This window comes from Bacillus sp. CZDM1, from assembly GCF_055502545.1.
The window spans coordinates 85,639-105,907 of sequence record NZ_JBUESO010000007.1 but is presented as its reverse complement, the minus strand read 5'-3'; the positions used below and the strand labels follow the sequence as shown (position 1 = coordinate 105,907).

The 20,269-nt window shown below is 38.2% G+C and carries 14 protein-coding genes; all 14 read left to right on the top strand.

Features of this window, described 5'->3' with window-relative positions:
- The first annotated feature begins 12 nt into the window (after positions 1 to 12).
- Positions 13 to 1,602, top strand: coding sequence for an extracellular solute-binding protein (locus tag ACY3XC_RS17135; RefSeq protein ID WP_464869624.1), 1,590 nt, complete (start codon positions 13 to 15; stop codon positions 1,600 to 1,602).
- Between the two features lie 230 nt (positions 1,603 to 1,832).
- On the top strand, positions 1,833 to 2,882 hold the full coding sequence (locus tag ACY3XC_RS17130) for a LacI family DNA-binding transcriptional regulator (RefSeq protein ID WP_464869623.1): 1,050 nt from the start codon (positions 1,833 to 1,835) through the stop codon (positions 2,880 to 2,882).
- Positions 2,883 to 2,974: 92 nt separating this feature from the next.
- Entirely contained in the window at positions 2,975 to 4,258 is a 1,284-nt protein-coding gene (locus tag ACY3XC_RS17125) for a Gfo/Idh/MocA family protein (protein WP_464869622.1), read from the top strand.
- A gap of 411 nt (positions 4,259 to 4,669) precedes the next feature.
- Positions 4,670 to 5,911 carry an ABC transporter substrate-binding protein gene (locus tag ACY3XC_RS17120; protein ID WP_464869621.1) on the top strand — a complete coding sequence of 414 codons (1,242 nt, stop codon included), beginning with the start codon at positions 4,670 to 4,672 and terminating at the stop codon, positions 5,909 to 5,911.
- Between the two features lie 119 nt (positions 5,912 to 6,030).
- Complete coding sequence (locus ACY3XC_RS17115) at positions 6,031 to 6,969, top strand: carbohydrate ABC transporter permease (RefSeq protein WP_464869620.1); 939 nt, start codon at positions 6,031 to 6,033, stop codon at positions 6,967 to 6,969.
- Positions 6,966 to 7,787, top strand: a complete 822-nt coding sequence (locus tag ACY3XC_RS17110) for a carbohydrate ABC transporter permease (protein ID WP_464869619.1) — start codon at positions 6,966 to 6,968, stop codon at positions 7,785 to 7,787. Before ACY3XC_RS17115 ends, ACY3XC_RS17110 begins: the two co-directional genes overlap by 4 nt.
- A 21-nt stretch (positions 7,788 to 7,808) precedes the next feature.
- Entirely contained in the window at positions 7,809 to 10,868 is a 3,060-nt protein-coding gene (locus ACY3XC_RS17105) for a glycoside hydrolase family 2 TIM barrel-domain containing protein (RefSeq protein ID WP_464869618.1), read from the top strand.
- 81 nt (positions 10,869 to 10,949) lie between these two features.
- Positions 10,950 to 12,626: an amylo-alpha-1,6-glucosidase gene (locus ACY3XC_RS17100; RefSeq protein WP_464869617.1), complete on the top strand. Its 1,677-nt coding sequence runs from the start codon at positions 10,950 to 10,952 to the stop codon at positions 12,624 to 12,626.
- The gene (locus tag ACY3XC_RS17095) at positions 12,627 to 13,511 is read left to right on the top strand and encodes a DMT family transporter (RefSeq protein WP_464869616.1); all 885 of its coding nucleotides are present in this window, start codon (positions 12,627 to 12,629) and stop codon (positions 13,509 to 13,511) included.
- A 40-nt stretch (positions 13,512 to 13,551) separates the two neighbouring features.
- A complete protein-coding gene (locus ACY3XC_RS17090; RefSeq protein ID WP_464869615.1) occupies positions 13,552 to 14,550 on the top strand; it encodes a LacI family DNA-binding transcriptional regulator in 999 nt (332 codons plus the stop codon).
- A 72-nt stretch (positions 14,551 to 14,622) separates the two neighbouring features.
- Positions 14,623 to 16,317: a sensor histidine kinase gene (locus ACY3XC_RS17085; protein ID WP_464869613.1), complete on the top strand. Its 1,695-nt coding sequence runs from the start codon at positions 14,623 to 14,625 to the stop codon at positions 16,315 to 16,317.
- Positions 16,318 to 16,322: 5 nt separating this feature from the next.
- Positions 16,323 to 17,462: a response regulator transcription factor gene (locus tag ACY3XC_RS17080; RefSeq protein ID WP_464869612.1), complete on the top strand. Its 1,140-nt coding sequence runs from the start codon at positions 16,323 to 16,325 to the stop codon at positions 17,460 to 17,462.
- Between the two features lie 144 nt (positions 17,463 to 17,606).
- Entirely contained in the window at positions 17,607 to 18,872 is a 1,266-nt protein-coding gene (locus ACY3XC_RS17075) for an ABC transporter substrate-binding protein (protein ID WP_464869611.1), read from the top strand.
- 58 nt (positions 18,873 to 18,930) lie between these two features.
- Positions 18,931 to 20,223, top strand: coding sequence for an ABC transporter substrate-binding protein (locus ACY3XC_RS17070; RefSeq protein ID WP_464869610.1), 1,293 nt, complete (start codon positions 18,931 to 18,933; stop codon positions 20,221 to 20,223).
- The last annotated feature ends 46 nt before the right edge of the window (positions 20,224 to 20,269 follow it).

The window sequence follows — 20,269 nt, the reverse complement described above, 5'->3', positions numbered from 1 at the left end:
GGAATTACTTTAATGAAACGTTTTTTATCAGTAACTCTATCGACTGTTCTTTTGGCAGGATCGCTTGCTGCCTGCGCACCAAATGATGAAGCCTCATCTAATAAAAGTTCAAAAGATGGTAAAGTATCGATTACGTGGTTTGATGGAACATGGGAAAACCCAGTGCCGGAGCCAGGAAATGAAGCAGTTAAACAGCTAAATGAAAAGTTTAATGTTGACTTTAAAGCACAGTATATTCCTTTTGACCTTTATACTGATAAGCTCACCGTTAAAATGGCTTCTGGTGATATTCCAGATGTAATTGGAACAGAGGGTGCAGATACAAACTATGTCAAGTGGGCAAAGCAAGGCGCATTCCTGCCATTAAATGATTATGTGGAAAAATATGAAAACTTTAAAGCGATCCCGCAGTCTGTATGGGATGCTGTAAGTATAGATGGGGAAATATACGGTATTCCACTCTTTTTCCCGGCATCTGGCGGTAAAAAACCAATCATCCGTCAGGACTGGCTTGATAAATTAGGTTTAGAAATGCCTACAAACTTTGAGGAATTAGAGGAGGTTGCTATAGCTTTTGCAACAAAGGATCCAGATGGTAATGGAAAAGATGACACGGTAGGGTTAGGTCTTGGGAAAGGGATAGTTTATGATCCTTCCTTTGGTGCCTATTGGGGCAATAGCTGGTACCATAAAAATGAGGACGGGCAATTAATTCCAGGGCAAATTTCAGAAGGAAGCAAAGAAAAAATTACCTCATTAAATAAGCTGTTTAAAGCTGGTGCACTTGATAAAGACTGGGCCGTTAAAGAATATAATGAAGTATTTAAAGACTTTAATGCAGGTAAAGTAGGAATTTGGTATGAACAGCCTGGAACTCAAAAAGGGGCCCAGCCTAACAATCTTGACTTAGCTACATTGAGAAAAAATGCACCTGATGCGAAAATTTCAGCTATTCCAGCATTTGAGCAGCCTGACGGAAAATCCGGGTATGTATTCGGAAGCGGTTATTACCGAATTTGGATGTTAAACGCAAAATTGAATAAAGATTCTAAAAAGGTTGAGAAAATCTTGGAAATGATGGACTATATGGCCAAGTATGTACCTGCTGATGAACAAACTGCGGACAATGAATATTTCGATTGGACGATGGGCGGCGAAGGCAAAGGGTATACCATTGTTGATGGGCAGCCGGAAAAATCAGAGGATTATAGTAAATATGCGCCATTAGCATTGTTCAACGAGAAGCTGGGTGGATTTGAAATTGGTGAAAAAGTAATGGAAGATTACGCTAAACAATCCAAGGCTCCAGAGGCAAAAGAATTTAATACTATCATGTTTGAAATGCTATCTAAATCGAATTACTATATCAGCCCTGTTGGTCGGATACACTCTGATGTATATAATGAAGAGATGGCTGCTTTAAATGAGTATGCTGCGAATGAACAAACCAAAATGATTGCGGGTCAAAGACCGATTTCTGAATGGGATGAATTTACAAATGAGTTTTTATCTAAAGGCGGAAAAGATGTAATTGAGGATGTTAATAAACTACTCGATGAAAATAAAATTGAAGGTGAATGGTTGAAAAAAAACAACCGGTGAAGTAACAGGGACATGGGACAAGAACCGTGTCCCTGGGCTTTGACAAATATGAAAGCGGGACAAGAAATCTGACCATCCGTCCCTGCCTCTGTCCCGGCCCGCATGCTGATATCTCTGGAATGATGGGGGTTATAATAGTATAATAAAGAAATATTATTAGGTGCGAAGAAGAAGGTTGAAAAAACCTATTAAAATGATGGATAAAGTTAGAAGTCTGAGGTGTATTTGTTGTGGCGAGATTAAAGGATATTGCTGAATATGTAGGGGTTTCTATCTCAACTGTTTCACGAGTCATTCAAAATGATCAAACACGAAATGTGAATCAAGAAACGAAAAACAAAATATGGGAAGCAGTAAAAGAGCTAGGCTATGTTCCAAATCAGCATGCCCGCAATCTTGTAAATAACAAGCAAGAAAAAAGTAAGACAAGAACGATGAAAATTGGCTGGGTCGCCAATCCGGCACAGGCAGAAATCAACCCCTATTTTGCGCAAATCTATAATGGAATTCGTGATACGTTAGGGGCAAATGATTATACCCTCATCACGATTACTAAGGGTGAGCTTGAAAATGAGTCATTGCTTATGAAAACCATTTATGACTTGGGACTTGAAGGTCTGTTGCTCATTGAAAGGATGGATGAGAGTCTCCTTGGATATATTCAGCAAACTATTCCTGTGGTAGGATTGGACTTTTTCTATACGGATCAGAATATAACGATTATCGACTACAACCGCGAAGCTGCCATCAAGAAGGTGGTTCAGTTTTTTGTTAGTCAGGGACATCGGGAAATCGGATTTATTGGCGGTGGCTTCAATAACGGATTTGAAGATATCGAGGCAGAACACCGGTTTAGAGGATTTCTAGCGGCAATGGAGGAAGAAGGACTTGAAGTCCGGGCTGATTGGATAATAAATACAAAGTGGAGGATGGAAAATAGCTATAAGGAAATGGATCAGTTTATCAAAAGAAGCAGAGAGCATTTGCCAACTGCCATGGTTTGCGCCAGTGATATGATGGCCATCGCTGCGATGAGAGCAACGATTGAAAATAATCTTAGCATTCCAGGGGACATCGCATTCTTTGGAGTAGATAATATAGAAATGGCAAAATATTCGTCACCACCTCTTTCTACTGTGGAAATCCCTAAATATGAAATGGGGCGTTTGGCGGCGAAGACCATTATAGGAATGCTTGAAGAGAAAAATACCCTTCCTCTTAAGATTATGCTTCCATTTGAATTAGTTATTCGAGAATCATCCAATATAAAACGAACCTAAAAGGTTCTTTTTTCATTCATTATCGGAAAACGTTTGGATAAAATCAGGAAAACGTAAACAACGCGAGAAATCATAAAAGGAGAGAAAAAGAGATGAAAACAATGACCGCAATCGTAATCGGAGCTGGTGACAGAGGGTCGAGAGCCTACGCCCCATATGCCTTGACATATCCTAATGAATTAAAGATTGTTGGCGTAGCAGAGCCGGGAGTAGAAAGAAGAACGAGATTACAGCAGACACACGATATACCCGAAGTAAATTGTTTCGAGTCGTGGGAGGAAATCTTAAGTAGCGGACAAAAGATGGCAGACATTGCGATTATTTGTACACTCGACCGAAATCACTTTAAACCAACAATGAGAGCATTGGAACTCGGTTACCATGTCCTGCTGGAAAAACCAATGTCTCCTGACCCCATGGAGTGTATCGCAATGGAACAGGCAGCAAAAAAGTATAATCGGCAGCTGACGATCTGTCATGTTCTGAGGTATACCGAATTTTGGTCCACGATTAAAAAGGTGATTGCTAAAGGGGAAATTGGCGAGGTTGTTTCACTGCAATTAAATGAAAATGTAGAAGCAATGCATATGTCCCATAGTTTTGTACGTGGCAACTGGAATAACAAAGAGAAGTCAAGTCCGATGATCCTGCAGAAATCATGCCATGATATGGATATCATCTCCTTTGTGATAGGCAAAGAATGTAAACGTGTTAGTTCCTATGGTTCACTCATGCACTTTAAAGAGGAAAATGCCCCTGCTGGAGCGCCGCAAAGATGTTTAGAGGGCTGTCCAGTTGAACTGGAATGTCCATTCCATGCAGGAAGGTACTATCTTGGCGAAGGCAGGGGCTGGGCGAAGAAATTTACTGAGGATTATACAAATGAAGGCATCATTCAAGCATTACAAGAAACACCATACGGAAAATGTGTCTACCGTTCAGATAATAATGTAGTTGACCATCAGGTTGTTAATATGGAATTTGAGGACGGGGCAACTGCCACATTCAGCATGTGCGGCTTTACAAGAGAGCAGACAAGAATTGTTCAAATTATGGGAACAAAAGGCGAAATTCGTGGGAATATGGAGGACAATAGTATATCCATTTTTAATTTCCTAACAAGGCATGAAACAGTGATTAAATTTGACCACCCTGTAGGCGGACATGGGGGCGGTGATAACGGTATCGTAAGAACATTTCTAAGGGAAATTCAATTTGGAAATAACGAAGACGGAGTTTCCTCGGCATCTGCATCCGTTAGAAGCCATCTTATGGCATTTGCCGCGGAGGACTCCCGATTAAACGAGGGACAATCAATCCAAATTGATGAATATTATAACAGTTTACTAGAGCGAAGTTCTAGATTGGGAAAGTAAACGAAGATAAGATATAAATCGTAAAGACGATTCGGTCCACACGAATCGTCTTTTTACTATTTGTGTAGGTTTGATTACGTTGGAATTTAAACTGCCTGATAAACTGGTTCTTTGGTAAAATCTCCTTCTATTATTATCTGATTTTACTAAAACAAACTCGATAAAACCCATTTAACTTATACCCGGATTCAGTAGATTTCAAGGGGTCAAACCCCTAATACCCCATTGTTTTATCAATGTTTTCATATCAATGCTAATCTTTACTGCACTCCTGTAGTATGATTTTACCATCATGATAAAGTCTAAAAATTACCAATATATCAATTTATTTTAGTAAAATCCATCATGAAAGCATTTACTTTTAGTAAAACTGCTATTATAATAATCCTATAAACAGCTAGGAGGGATAAAATGATGAACGTATCAAAGAAATGGAAATTATTTTTTCTTTTTACAATTGTAGCAACATTGCTTTTATCTGCATGCAGCTCATCCAATCCAAAGGAAGATAAAGCAGAAGATGGAAAAGTTAAGTTAAGGTTTGCGACGTGGGATGTAGGTGACGATGTCGAGCTGCAACAGGGATTAATTGATGAATTTAACGCGAAAAACAGCGATATAGAAGTAGTTTTGGAAGCTTACGGCGGCGATTATGACACGAAGATTACTGCCGGTATTGGTGCTAAGGATGCTCCAGATATCATGTATATGTGGAATTACCCTCAATACAAGGATGCGCTTGAGCCGCTTGATTCTTATATAGAAGATAGAGGGGAAGAGTACAAGGGTAACTTCTATGAAGCATTATGGAACTATAACTCCGTGGGAGAAGATATTTACGGTCTTCCAGTAGGTTATACGACACATGTTGTTTACTATAATAAAGATCTTTTTGATGCAGCAGGAATTGAGCATCCAAAAGCTGGCTGGACATGGGATGATCTACAGGCAGCAGCGAAGAAGCTGACAGATAAAGAAAAGAAAATCACTGGATTTGCTTTCCCAGGCCAGCCTGACCCTTATGATTTTGAAATGTATTTATGGGGCAATGGTGCTTCTTATGTAGACAGCAAAGGCAAATTAGCTGGAAACTTAAATTCCAAAAAATCAATTGAAACGTTTACGATGTTCCAAGATATGTTGAAAGACGGAATCGCGATTACCACTGAAGGCTATGGTGATACCGAGATGAAAACAGGCAGAGTAGGTATGCTTGTTAACGGTGCATGGTATCTGTCCGCATTTGAGGAAGCTGGAATTAACTATGGTGTCGTTGAAATTCCTTCATTTGGAGATAACCCAAGTGCAAGTATCGTAAGTTCTTCTGGTATTGCGATGTCAAAGGATTCTAAGCATAAAGAAGCAGCATTTAAATTTATGGAGTTTTGGACAGGGGAACAAGCTAATAAAGCACGACTTTCCTTTGAACTTCCAGTATTAAAAAGTGTAGTTGAATCAGAAAAGCTGCAAGAAGATCCAGTTAAAAAAGTCTTTTACAACATGCTGGAACAAAGTGAAGGATATACACCAACATCGTTTGTAACAGAGGACTGGAGTAAGTTATCTGAAGATTTAAGTTTAGTCTTTGAACAAATATTTAACCCAAGTACACGTGTTGATCCTAAAGAAGCTTTAGATAGTGTAGCTAAGTAGGTTGTCATTTGATCTAAATGAGGATATATCATGGCAGCATGATATATTCTCATTTTAATAAATTTTAACGGGGAATGGATTTCATTTTCTAAAAGGTCAAACCATTAAGAGGGAAATATATGATTACTAAAAAGAACAAACCAAAAAAATTCACATTAGTCCGTAAAAGAGTGCCCTTTTTATTTATTTTACCGTGGATTATCGGCTTTATTGTTTTTACTTTAGGACCTTTAGTTTTTTCATTAATTATGAGTCTATTTGATTGGCCAATCGCCGGTGAAGCGAAGTTCATTGGACTTGATAACTTTAAGAAGATGTTTACGGCTGATCCCCAATTTTATGATTCGCTCGTCATCACCTTGAAGTTCGCCTTAATATTTGTTCCATTAAACCTCTTTGTTGCTTTGGTGCTTGCGCTGCTTATCACGCAGCCAGTCAAAGGAATTAAGATATTTAGGACCATCTTCTATCTGCCGGCCGTTGTATCCGGTGTGGCAGTGTCGATTATATGGGGTTGGATGTTTAACTCTGAGTATGGTGTTTTAAATTATATATTATCTTTACTAGGTATGGAAGGTCCGAACTGGCTGATTGATCCTAAGTGGGCAATTATCACCATTGTGATTGCAAGTGCTTGGGGCGTCGGAACGATGATGTTAATTTTCTACACGGATATAAAAGGAATTCCGAATGAAATGTATGAAGCTGCATCCATTGATGGTGCGGGTCCCATCAGACAGTTTGTTAGTATTACGATTCCTACGATTACACCAACCATCCTATTTAATGTCATCACATCTGTCATCGCCGCATTACAGCAATTAACGTTAGTGCTTTTATTAACAGGCGGCGGACCATTAAAATCTACTTATTTCTATGGACTATTTGTTTACAACAATGCCTTTAAGCATCATGAACTTGGTTATGCCAGTGCAAATGCTTGGTTTATGTTTATCATCATCCTGCTATTGACGATGATCATCTTTAAGTCATCCTCTGCCTGGGTATTCTATGAGGCTGAAGTGAAAAAGGAAAGAAAAGGAAGGAAAAGAAAATGAAGATAACCCGAAAACATAAAATTATTGTTTACAGCATTCTTGTCCTCTTTTCTCTTTATTTCCTATTTCCGTTCATATGGGCATTAATCACAGCGCTTAAATCAGAAACAGAAGTTTTTAGCTTTCCACCTAAATTTGTCCCTGATACACCGCTGTTTTCCAACTTTATGGATGCCTGGAATAGCCAGCCATTTGGAACGTATTTTAAGAATTCGATGATTGTTACCGTGTTAACCACCATCGGCCAGCTTATATCCTGTTCCTTAGTTGCCTATGGTTTTGCCAGATATGATTTTAAATTTAAAAACATTCTCTTTATCTTGCTTCTATCAACGATGATGATTCCGTGGGATGTTACGATGATTCCACTTTATATGGAATTTAACATGTTTGGCTGGATCAATACGTTAAAACCACTGATTGTCCCTGCCTTCTTCGGCTCAGCTTATAATATCTTTTTGTTAAGGCAGTTTTTACTGAACATTCCTAAAGAATTAGAAAATGCAGCGAGAATTGATGGAGCAAATGAGTTTCAAATCTTTTATAAAATTTTCCTGCCAATCATGAAGGCTCCTTTAACCTTGATTGCTGTATTAAATATTATTTTGGTTTGGAATGACTACTTAGGACCACTGATTTATTTGAATGATCAATCTAAATATACAATGGCACTTGGTTTAGCATCATTCCAAGGTGTACATGAGCTTCAAATTATTCCAATTATGGCGATGACGCTTGTTATGATCATTCCGCCAGTCATCGTTTTTGCCTTTGCGCAGAAATATATTGTTGAAGGAATAAGCGGCTCAATCAAGTAATATAGTTCGGAGGAAGAGAACATGCAACGTGAAATGAAGAGATGGGAAAATATCCATCTTACGGCACTAAACAGGCTTCCGGCACATACTGATTTTTACAGATACCGTGCATTTGATGAGGCATTACAATTAAAAAAAGAAAATAGTAAGGGATATACGTCACTTGATGGTGATTGGAAGTTTCTATTCTTGGAAGCACCTGAATTTTCACCAATCAACTTTGAAACAGAGGAATTCGAAATTGAAGATTTAGATGATATCACGGTGCCGTCTTGCTGGCAATTAAAGGGATATGGCCACATGCATTATACCGATTTACTATATCCATTTCCGATTAATCCGCCATTTGTGCCACAGGATAATCCAACAGGAATCTATTTTAGAGAAGTTTATTTAGAAGATATAAAGGAAGAAGAAAAAATCATCGTTAAATTTAATGGTGTGGATTCTGCCTTTGATCTCTATGTGAATGGCCATCATGCAGGATATAGTAAAGGCTCAAGAATGCCATCAGAGTTTGATGTTACGGAGTACGTTCGTGCTGGAAAAAATAGATTTACAGTTAGAGTTTACCAGTTTTCCGATGGTACCTACTTAGAAGACCAGGATATGTGGTGGCTTTCAGGAATCTTTAGAAGTGTGGAACTCTACCGAATAAACCAAGATACGCTTCAAGATGTTTTCATCGAAACATTGCCGGACGCAGATTTTAAAGATTTTACATTAAAATTAACCGGGAAGTTTTTCACGAGTGAAATTCAGGCAGTAAATGTGAAGCTTTTTCTAGGGGAAATAGAGGTAGATTCCTTCTCGGCAGATGTGATTAATGGCGAATTCCAAGTGTTAAGAGAAATGGTGAATCCATTACTATGGAATGCAGAGGAACCTAATCTCTATATGGCTGTTTTGGAGTATCATTTAACAGATGGCGAAAAGGAAATGGTTTCGCTCAGATTCGGTGTAAGATCAATCGATATTATTGATAACGAAATGAGAGTAAACGGAAAAAGAATCTTCTTTAATGGTGTAAATCGACATGATTTTAACCCGAGAATGGGAAGAACCGTAACTTACGAGGATATGCTTCAGGATGTCATCTTAATGAAACAGCATAATATCAATGCTGTTAGAACTGCCCATTATCCTAATAATGATGTTTTTTATGATCTCTGTGATGAATATGGACTTTATGTCATTGATGAGGCAGATCTTGAGTGCCATGGCTTTGAAAACACAGGAAATTATAACTGGATCAGCGATAATGAGTTGTGGGAGAAGCAGTATGTAGATCGTGCCGTTCGAATGGTGAAAAGAGACCGAAATCATCCAAGCGTCATTATTTGGTCCTTAGGCAATGAATCTGGTCAGGGCAGAAACTTCACAGCCATGTATCAGGCAATAAAAGAAATTGATTCTACTAGATTGGTTCATTATGAAGGAGATTTTCATGCTGCCTATAGTGATATGTATACCACGATGTACACGAGATTAAAGGCACTTGAAGAAATCGGGCAGAATTCTGAAGGGAAAAAGCCGCATATCCTATGTGAATACGGCCATGCAATGGGTAATGGGCCTGGCGGGCTGACAGAATACCAAGAAGTGATGAGGAAGTATCCTCGTTTACAAGGTGGATTTGTATGGGAATGGTATGACCATGGAATCGAACAAGTAGATGAAGATGGAAATGTCTATTATCTATATGGCGGGAATTATGGGGATTTCCCTACGAATGGAAACTTCTGCATAGATGGACTCGTATTCCCAGACCGAACACCATCACCCGGGCTGATTGAGTACAAAAAGGTTATTGAACCGATTGTAACCGAGGCTATTGACCTCACCGAACTTAAGATTAGAATAAAAAACAGATATAATTTTAGGAACTTAGAAGGAATTCAGTTGAATATAACGGTAGAATCCTTCACCCATGTAATAGAAGAAAAGAATATTAATCTTCCATCCATTAACGCACAGGATGAAATGGAATTGACACTGCCAATTAATCTTGCTGAAGCCTTACATTACGATGATGCCCGTATCAAGTTAAGCTATTCAGAGCCGAAGAATACACTTTATGCGAGTGAAGGTCATCTCATTACAAGTGAAAGTTTTTTACTAGAAGCGACAAAGGTGAAAAAAATGGTTGTAAGCAAGCATGAGGGTGGAACAACGATTTCCATCAGAGATAATTTTGGCGAGCTGTTGGTTGAGAATGAGCATTTTAAAACAGTTTTTTCAAAGATTCATGGTGTTCTCGTATCTCATCAATTAAATGGGGAAGAAATTATTGAAAAAGGACCTGAGCTGACACTTTGGCGTGCGGTTATTGACAATGATATGTATAAGAAGGATGCCTGGATCAATAAATACTTTCTAAAAAATGCAAAGGAACAATTGGTTTCCTTTGACTATCAATTAAATGAAGGATATGCGGATATTGAAATCAATAAATATTTATCCAGTGTCAATCAAGCATGGGGCTTTCATTTGAATTATCACTATCGAATCACCCAGGAAGGTGTACTAAACCTTCAATTGAAAGGATCTAAAATCATTCGCGGGAAAGAAATACCTGAAATGCTGCCAAGAATAGGAATTACGATGCACCTAAACAAAGAGTATAATGATGTGACATGGTATGGTCGTGGAGATTCTGAAAGTTATCAGGATAGCAAAAGAAGCCAAAGTATTGGCCTTTACCATACAAGTGTAGAGGAAATGCACACGGATTACGTTTATCCACAGGAAAATGGCTCAAGATGTGATACCTCTTTCTTAGCGGTAACAAAGGGGAACCAGTCCATCCTCTTTAATTTTAAAGAAATCAGGGATTTTACCATCCATGACTACGAAACAAGCGCGTTAGAAGAGGCAACGCACCGTGGTAAAATTAAAAAATCACCATTCAATGTGTTAACCATCGATTATCGACAAAGCGGTCTTGGAAGTAATAGCTGCGGTGAGGAACAGCTGCCAGCCTATCGAGTGGGAATAGAAGACTTTGAAATCGGGCTGGAAATTAGGAGTGTTCAAAAAGATGATCTTGTAGAAGAAAGCAAGTACTTCAGAGCTAGATAAAATTTCAAAGGCAGGGGTAACCCTGCTTATTTGAAATATATCCAGTTCCAGCGGCTAGTTCAAATGACAAGGAGAAATAGGATGAAATTAGATATTAAAGAAATACCCTTTTCCAGATTTGGCTCCTATTTTTGTGTCTCACAAGAAAAGGATTCTGTATATATTAGAGACGTGCATGGAGGCGATGACGCACCATCCAAGCTTTTTCAAATCGATATCGTTAAGGATGGAGTGGAACAGGAGTACGAAGTGCGTGCTTCAGAGGTAGCCCTTTCCTTCTATTTAAAAGACAAATCGGAACGTGTTGCAGAAATCATCATTCCTGAGGAAGATGAACTCCATATTGAAGTACAGAATGTAGAACTTAGGTTACAAGCGACAAAAGGAAAGTATGATTCATTATTGGAATTGGAAGATGGAATGTATGAATACCACATCTATCCGAAGGAATTAAAATTAATGATCATCAACCTGAATGGCGAAATGGCAGTAGAAGCACCTTGGAATATTATCGGAAATGATTTTATTGATATGCGTTTGAAAAATGGACATTTTGTCATCGAAAGCTATCGAACGGTTTATCATACAAAGGAATACCTTCCTTTTAGCCAGGGAAAAGCACAAGTCGAGGGGCTTTACAAAGAATGGTTTGATTCCATGAAAAAGGGATACCAGCAAGAGGAATATCTGCCTTCCCTGGAGAGGGCTTCCTATATAACATGGTCTAGCATCGTCCATCCGGATGGAGTACTCAAAGATTATGCTATGTATATGTCAAAGCTTTGGATGTATAATATTTGGTCGTGGGATAATTGCTTTAATGCTTTAAATTTAGGTGAACAATATCCAGAACTTGCCTACGCTCAATTAAAGATTTTCATGGACACTCAAGATGAATCCGGCGCCTATCCAGATTTCGTAAATGATAAATTCATTTCCTACAATTGTGTTAAGCCGCCTGTTTTTGCTTACGTCTATGAGCAGCTTATGGAAAAAAATGATTACTTTAAGGACGAACAGCGATTAAGAGCGGTTTATGAGTCTACTAAAAAAGTAATGAATTATTTTGATCACTGTCGGACCTATCAGGGAAGGCTGCCACACTATAAACATGGCAATGATTCAGGCTGGGATAATGCTTCGTTATTTCATGAGGGAATGCCAGTGGAAGCACCTGATCTTGCTAGTTTTTTAATACGTTCATATGATATTCTCTCATCCTTTGCAGATAGATTGGGTGAAGAAGAAGAGGCATCAAATTTTAAGAATAAAGCCGACTCCATGTTTACCCTGCTGCTTGAGAGACTTTATGATGATGAAGGCTTTTATGGCCGAGTGGGCAAAAATGGTGAGAGGATCACGATTAGAACCAGTTTAATTCTAAGATTGCCAGTCATTATTGGCTATCGCCTAGATAAGGGCATCATGGACCAATTAGTGTCTGACCTTGAAGCAAACTATGAAACAAGGTATGGCTTGGCCACTGAGAGTGTCACAAGTAAGTTATATCGAGAAAATGGCTATTGGCTTGGTCCTATTTGGGCACCGGTTACCTACCTCTTTATCCATGCTTTAAAAAATAATGGATACAAAGAAGCTGGAAACCGGCTAAGGGATAAATTTATTGACCTCACGCTAACAGGAGGAATGGCGGAAAACTTTGATCCGTTAACGGGTAAGGGATTAGTAGATACATCCTTCACGTGGACATCAAGTGTATTTCTGCTGCTGTTAGAAGATAATCTAAGGGGTGATTAAATGCAAAAGTATATGGGAGAAATAGCACTTACGATTACGGCCATTATATGGGGAAGCGGATTTGTTGCCAGCGCCATCTCTTTGGAGCATTTCACTCCCTATCAGATTTTGGCGGGAAGATTTATTATCGGGACCATCATACTAAGCATAATTTTCCATAAAAGGCTGAAAAATATGAATAAAAGCACTATCATAAAAGGGGCTGTATTGGGGATCTTTTTATATTTGGCCTTTGCACTTCAAACAGTCGGCCTTCAATATACAACACCATCAAAAAATGCTTTTTTAACGGCAGTGAATGTCGTGATCGTCCCTTTTATTGCCTTTGTCATGTATAAACGAAAAATAGATATGTACGAATTAGTTGGCGCCATCTTAGCTATGGTCGGGGTCGGCATCTTATCGCTTAAACTCTCAGCTGACATTAATATCGGGGATTTGCTGACACTGGGCTGTGCATTTGGATTTGCCTTCCATATCTTCTATACGGCAAAATATGTGAAAGATACAGACCCTGTTTCGTTAACGCTCATTCAAATGGTAACAGCTGCAATAATTGGGAGCATTGTGGTTGTTTTCAAAGGAGAAACATCTGTTCTGATGGAAACGGAAGGATTGTTCTCCCTCCTTTATCTTGGTATTTTCTCAACAACAATTGCTTATCTATTGCAAACCGTTGCTCAAAAAATGATAACTGAAACAAAAGCTGCCATTATTCTTTCAACAGAATCGTTTTGGGGAATGGTCTTTTCCGTTGCCATATTAGATGAAGTAATGACGATAAAAATGGTACTAGGTGCGATTCTTATCCTTTGTGCTATCATTATTTCAGAAACAAAATTACCTTTTTTAAAAAAGAATAAATTAAAGGAAATACGTAATTGAATCGAAGCGGGTTAAAAAAACAGGCAGGCAGGGTGAAATAATGGCCACAATAAAAGAAATAGCCAGTTTAGCTAATGTTTCAATCACTACCGTTTCAAGAGTGTTAAATTACGATGAAACATTAAATGTCTCACCGGAAACAAGAAAAAGGGTATTTGAAGCGGCAGAGGAGTTGGCCTATGTGGTAGCTCCGAAGAAGAAGCAAAAGAGTAAATGGAAAATAGGATTATACGATTCTTTCTCACTTGAAGAAGAATTGGTTGATACGTATTACTTGTCGATAAGGGTTGCTTTAGAAAAAAAACTGAAAAGTAAAAGCATTGATTTTTTCAGAATTGACAAAGAAGGTAATGAAGAGAATCTCAGAAAAATTGATGGAATCTTATGCCTTGGGACTTTCAAAAGCAAGGATATTGAAAAAATTAGAGGTTTTAATAAACCATGTGTCTTTGTGGATTCCAATCCGGATGACTATTATTTTGATTCCGTTGTGATTGATTTCAATTCTGCCACCAAAAATGCGCTTAACTACTTAACAGAACTGGGCCATGAACGTATTGGTTTTATTGGCGGAGTAGAAACAGATATGTATGGAAATCGATTTAAAGATTTGCGGCAGGATGTTTTTGAAAATTATTTAATAGAAAAAAATATTTTCAAAGAGGAACTGGTAAGAATCGGCGGATATGACCCAAAGGATGGTTATACCAATCTTAGAGACATGTTGGCAAATGAAACAAAACCAACAGCCGTATTTGTTGCGAATGATACCATTGCGGTGGGATGCTATAAAGCTGCCTATGAACTAGGGGTTAAAATTCCAGATGAACTAAGTATTGTTGGTTTTAACGATGTAGCCACAGCGCAGTATATGGTTCCTCCTTTAACAACTGTTAAATTATACACAGAAATTATGGGTGAAACCGCTGTTGATTTACTGATAGATCAGCTGACCTCCAAAAGGGAAGTCAGTAAAAAGATCACGATAAATACAAAATTAATTATTAGAGAAAGTGCTTCAGTACCTCAAAGGAAATAATGTTATTTTGGGGTACTGTTTTACTCCTCTTTTTTTCATGTCCACATTTTGTTTTACAAGGTGGAGAAAACTTTGAAAAAACCTACTACAAAAATAAAAAACTATTCTTTCCTGAGCATTCGTACAAAAATGGTGTTGTTTTTCCTCATTGTTGCCCTGTTTCCATTATTACTATTTGGATTTCTATCCTATGGAAAGTCTTCTGAAATTGTAAATAAACAATTTAATGATTATGAGCAATTTGCTGTGTCTCAACTCGCCAAACAACTCGAAAATACGTTTGAGCAAATGTATGTCGTTTCGAAGGATATTAATCAATATTTATCAGATCCAACTTTGGTCATCCTACAAGAAGAAATCCCAAGAACGTATATAGGGTTTGTGGAAATCAAAAACTTTGAAAGATATTTAGAGGCACATAAAACCTATGACACAAAGGGAATCTATTTAATTACGAATACAGGCTATTATTATGGAAATAGCCGCTTGGATATACATAAACTCTTTCAAAAGCCATTTTGGAAAGAGATTAATCGCTTAAAAGAAGGAAATCACTGGATAGGGTTTTATAATTCTGACCATTATTACACTGGTAAAAAAGATGAAAAGGTCATTGGACTGGTTTTTCCAATTGAAAGTGATTTTGGAGTATTGAAAGGAAGTAAGCTTTTAATAGAAACAAATGCAGAGGAGTTATTCTCTTATATTGGTTTCCTAGAAAATGAGCTTCACTCTTCTATCACCCTTAAAAATGGTAAGAATCAGGTAGTTTATAAGACAAAGAATGCACCGAAAGAGTTGACAACGGATATTATCTGGAATAACCACTTTGATGCCTATGGATGGGATGTCCATGTTCGCATACCAGAGGAATATTATTATCAATCATCAAATGTGATTTTACGGTATACGATAGCGGCTATTATATTTTCAATCCTTTTGGTCTCCGTGCTTGCTGTTGTATTTTCTGTTCCGCTCACGAAGGGAATTAAACGCCTAAATTCCTCGATGAAACGAGTCAGTGAAGGAAACCTAGATACACAGATTACCGTTACTTCTAAAGATGAATTAGGAATTTTATCTCAAAGCTTTAATGATATGGTCAATCAAATCAAGGACCTAATCGAGAAAATCAGCATGACAGAACGTTTAAAAAGGCAGGCAGAATTAAAAGCTTTCCATTATCAAATTAACCCTCATTTATTATTTAACACCTTAAACTCGATCCAATGGAAGGCAAGGCTTATAGGAGCAAAAGAAGTTCAAGAGATGATCTACCATTTAACCGAGGTTCTGCATGAAAATTTAAATTTTGCTGATGAGTTAATTCCGTTAAGAAAGGAACTCCAGACGATCAAACATTACTTGAAGGTTCAAGAGATACGGTATGGCCAAACATTTGAATACATAGAGATGATTCATCCGGAATGCTTGGACTGTTTAATCCCTAGAATGACGCTCCAGCCTTTGTTTGAAAATATCTTTTTCCATGCTTTTGAAGATGGCCAAGGAAGAATTGAACTAGAGATAACCGTTAAACCTGAATATCTAGAACTTTCCTTAACCGATAACGGCAAAGGTATGAATGAAGAAACGATTGAAAAGCTTCTAAACCCGAAACATCAGGGTGTTAATGGGAGGGGAATCGGTGTTTATAATGTCGATCAACGGGTAAGGCTTCATTTCGGGTATGAGTATGGTCTATCAATCGAATCGGTTGTGGGAAGGAATACAATCTTTAGCATTAAATGGCCGAAAAGGAGATAACGTTGATGATAAAGGTATTAATTGCAGATGATGAACTCATTGTTAGAAAAGGATTAATCGCAACGGTCGAATGGGAGAAATTCGGTATGGAGGTAGTCGCCGATGCACCGAATGGGCAAAAGGCATGGGAGCTTTTTCAGCAGCATTCTCCCGAAGTAGTGATAACCGATATTGTGATGCCTGAAATGAATGGGATTGAGTTAGCCCGAAACATAAAACAATCTTCCCCAACTACTAAAATATTATTGTTAAGCTGCCATCGGGACTTCACTTTTGCGCAGGAGGGGATGAATATTGGTGCCTCAGGTTATATTTTGAAAACAGCCTTTGAAGACCAACAATTTGAAGAATACCTTTTGCGCATCGAACATGAAATTAGTCATGCAAATATCCAGAAGCCCTATGATTCTTCCATTCTAGCAAAGGAATTTTATGAGTGGTTATGTGACTTTGAAAATTCTTTTCATAGGTTAGTTGGTGAGCTATTTTCTAATGACTGGAATTGGATGGAAAATTCATATTATATTTACTTCCTTAATGGACTAAATAGCAGTGAGATATTTCATGAGAAACGTTTCTTAGAGAAACCATTTGCTAAGATTTCTTGCGGACAGGACCAAGCCTTTGTATTTATCCCTGAAAAGTCAAAACCAGATTTTGAGCATTTTCTAGTTGAGGCTAGAAGTAAAGAATCCTTTATTGGTTGGATGGAATATGGTCCAAATCGAGGAATGAATGACTGGATGGATGGAGTAACAAATCTTTACCGAAGGTTTAAATTTGAAAAACAATTTAAGGTTTCGATGGAGGATTGGCCGCTCCCCATTCGTAAGGCTGTTCAAATCATGATTCAAGATTTAGAGCAATCCTTTTCATCCAGCGATGTTGCAAATGAGGTAGGCTTAAGTCGGAGCCATTTTAGCACCATGTTTAAAAAGACAACTGGAGAAAGCTTTATCACTTTTACAGAAAAGCTGAAAGTTAAAGCTGCATGTGAACTTCTTGAAAATACTTTACTTCCATTGCAAGAAATTGGTGAAAAAATAGGCATTCAGGATGGAAAATATTTTAGCAAATGGTTTAAAAAATGTATGGGTAAAACACCTTCAGAATATCGACAGAACAAAAAGGAGAATGGAAGCTAACAAATTTCCTAATCAGACGCTATTTTAGGAAAACTCAAACAATAATACAAAAAGAATAAGATGATTCTAAGTTCTAGACCGCTTTCATTCACGTTATAATGAAAGCGGTTTCCACTATATATAAAGAAAAAAGGGGAACAAGTGATGAAGAATTTCAGGATAACCTTTCTAGCACTCCTATTCGTATTCGTTCTGGCTGCCTGTTCAGATGATAAGTCCAGCAGCGGGTCTAACCGAACAAGGGATGAAGGTAATGAAAAAATAGTGCTTCGCTTTGCAACCTGGGATTCAGGGGAAGCACTAAAAATCCAAGAGAAAATTGCCAGAAAATTCGAAGAAAAACATCCGTTTATAAAGGTACAGATGGAAGCCTATGGTGAAGAATTTGACCAAAGGCTGACTGCGGCATTTGGTGCAAAAAATCCTCCAGATGTTATGTATATGTGGAATTTTCCGGCCTATTTTCAATCACTTGAACCACTTGAAAATTTTATTAAAAGAGATCCCGCTATCGACTTGAATGATTTTTACCAAGGACTCTTTAATTATTCTACAATTTACCGAGAATTGTATGGTATGCCTGCCGGGTTTACAACAAGGGTGGTCTATTATAACAAGGATTTATTCGATGCTGCAGGGATTTCTTACCCAAAAGATGGATGGACATGGGATGACTTTAAGAGTGCGGCAAAGAAATTAACGAATCCTGCCTTGGGGCAATATGGATTTGGGGTAAGGCCAGAACCAGATACATATGACCTTCAGGGCATTGTTTGGAGTAATGGTTCAAGCTTTATTAGTGAGGATGGGCAGAAAATCAATAGCTATATGAACAGCCCAGAAACCATTGAAGCAATCGAATTGTTTGCAGACATGGCTAAGGAAAAAAGTGCAGTACTTGTAGGCGGGAAAAATCAACAGAGTGGTGAAGAGGCTTTTAAAACCGGCAGGATTGCCATGTGGGAAACCGGAATTTGGCCATTGGATGAGTTTAAAAAGGCTGGTGTAAACTTTGGAACAGTTGAAATGCCTGCCTTTAAAGGAAAACCGGTAAGAGGAGTGATTTCCGCCTCGGCAATATCGATTGCGAAGGATTCAAAAAATAAGGATTTGGCATGGGAATTTGTGAAATTTTACTCCTCAGCAGAAGCCATAAAAATAAGAACTGCTGATTTACCTGTCCGGATTCGTTTGGTGAAGGAGATGAAAACGGATCAAGACCCGTTAATCGGTCCATTCTACAAAATGCTAGAACGATCGAATGCTACACCAGCGTATTTACTGGCTGAAAATTGGGATGAAATCAATCGGAATCTATCATCAGCAATAAATTCCGTCATGCAGGAACAAGATGCGGAGAAATTACTGAATAATGCCGTTATCGATTCAGAGAAATATCTGGGGCAGTAAAAATAAATTGGGTTTCATGCATTTTTTAATATATATCAAATCAATTGGGGGTCAAAAAATGAAAAAGTACATGTCAATATTATTCGTGATGGTTCTGCTCATGCTTTCAGCCTGTTCCAATAATACGGCAGGGGATAATGAGAAAGCAGGAGATTCAAAAAATCCAGCAGGGACAATCACTGTATGGGGCTGGGATGTTGCGGCAGCCACTATGGAAGCTGCAGTTGAGGGATTTCAGAAAAAATATCCCGAAGTAGAAGTTAAAGTAGAGGATTTTAATAGCTCCGATTTATACGATAAGGTAACAGTGGGTCTGGCAGCAAGAGGTTCAGGATTACCAGATGTTGTGTTAATGGAGGATGAACGAATTCCTGGATACTTGCACCAATTTCCTGAAGGATTTGTAAATTTGGACAAGCTTGGGTATGACCATTATAAAGATTCATTCAATCCGGCTAAGGTCGCAGCTGTACAGAATAAAGACGGGGATTTCATCGCTGCCCCATGGGATATAGGTCCTGCGGGAATGTTCTACCGAGTAGATTTTTTTGAAAAAGCAAATATAGATCCAAACTCCATCGAAACATGGGATGATTACATTGCAGCAGGGAAGAAGATTAAAGAAGCTACGGGTGCGCAGCTATTACCAATTGATATACCGAACTATGATGGTGTCTTCCAAATGATGATGCAGCAGCAAGGGCTTTCTTATTTCGATCATGACGAGAAAATTACCTTACAATCCAAGGAAGCGGTTCAAGCCATGGAGATAATCAAAAAGCTTCATGATGAGGATTTAGTCCTAAACAACAAAGGCTGGGATGGAATTGTAACCGCAACAGTAAATGGTAGTGTTGCTACCATTCCTTATGGTGTTTGGTATGCAGGTACCATCATGGACCAAGCACCAGATTTAAAAGGGAAATGGGATGTATTTTATCTGCCGAGCTTTGAAAGTGGCGGCACTAGATATGCCAACGTAGGAGGATCCTCTGTGTTGATTCCTTCATCAAGCAAAAATCAATCTGCTGCCTACGCCTTCGTAGAATTCTTTACAACAGACCAGGCATCGCAATTGGTAGGTTTTGAAAAATACGGGCTTTTCCCATCCTTAAAGGAAACGTATAGTAATCCAATATTTACTGCGAATAACGAGTATTTTAATAATAGCCCTATTTTTAAAAAGTTTGCTGATATTGTTGATCAAGTGCCACAAATTAACGTAAACGAGAACTTTGCAAAAGCAACTAGTCTTACGAGTAATGCGCAGGCAGCCATTTTACTTGAAAACAAATCGGTTGAGTCAGGATTAAAAGATGCGCAGGACCAATTAGAGAATGAAATAAAATAATAGATTTATAGAGCTAAAGAGCTGAGTGTTTCAATTTTTCTCAGCT

What these genes read in the sequence shown, in the direction of transcription:
- ACY3XC_RS17135 (WP_464869624.1), top strand. Translation starts at nt 13, where the DNA reads ATGAAACGTTTTTTATCAGTAACTCTATCGACTGTTCTTTTGGCAGGA.
- ACY3XC_RS17125 (WP_464869622.1), top strand. Translation starts at nt 2,975, where the DNA reads ATGAAAACAATGACCGCAATCGTAATCGGAGCTGGTGACAGAGGGTCG.
- ACY3XC_RS17120 (WP_464869621.1), top strand. Translation starts at nt 4,670, where the DNA reads ATGATGAACGTATCAAAGAAATGGAAATTATTTTTTCTTTTTACAATT.
- ACY3XC_RS17115 (WP_464869620.1), top strand. Translation starts at nt 6,031, where the DNA reads ATGATTACTAAAAAGAACAAACCAAAAAAATTCACATTAGTCCGTAAA.
- ACY3XC_RS17110 (WP_464869619.1), top strand. Translation starts at nt 6,966, where the DNA reads ATGAAGATAACCCGAAAACATAAAATTATTGTTTACAGCATTCTTGTC.
- ACY3XC_RS17105 (WP_464869618.1), top strand. Translation starts at nt 7,809, where the DNA reads ATGCAACGTGAAATGAAGAGATGGGAAAATATCCATCTTACGGCACTA.
- ACY3XC_RS17100 (WP_464869617.1), top strand. Translation starts at nt 10,950, where the DNA reads ATGAAATTAGATATTAAAGAAATACCCTTTTCCAGATTTGGCTCCTAT.
- ACY3XC_RS17095 (WP_464869616.1), top strand. Translation starts at nt 12,627, where the DNA reads ATGCAAAAGTATATGGGAGAAATAGCACTTACGATTACGGCCATTATA.
- ACY3XC_RS17090 (WP_464869615.1), top strand. Translation starts at nt 13,552, where the DNA reads ATGGCCACAATAAAAGAAATAGCCAGTTTAGCTAATGTTTCAATCACT.
- ACY3XC_RS17080 (WP_464869612.1), top strand. Translation starts at nt 16,323, where the DNA reads ATGATAAAGGTATTAATTGCAGATGATGAACTCATTGTTAGAAAAGGA.
- ACY3XC_RS17075 (WP_464869611.1), top strand. Translation starts at nt 17,607, where the DNA reads ATGAAGAATTTCAGGATAACCTTTCTAGCACTCCTATTCGTATTCGTT.
- ACY3XC_RS17070 (WP_464869610.1), top strand. Translation starts at nt 18,931, where the DNA reads ATGAAAAAGTACATGTCAATATTATTCGTGATGGTTCTGCTCATGCTT.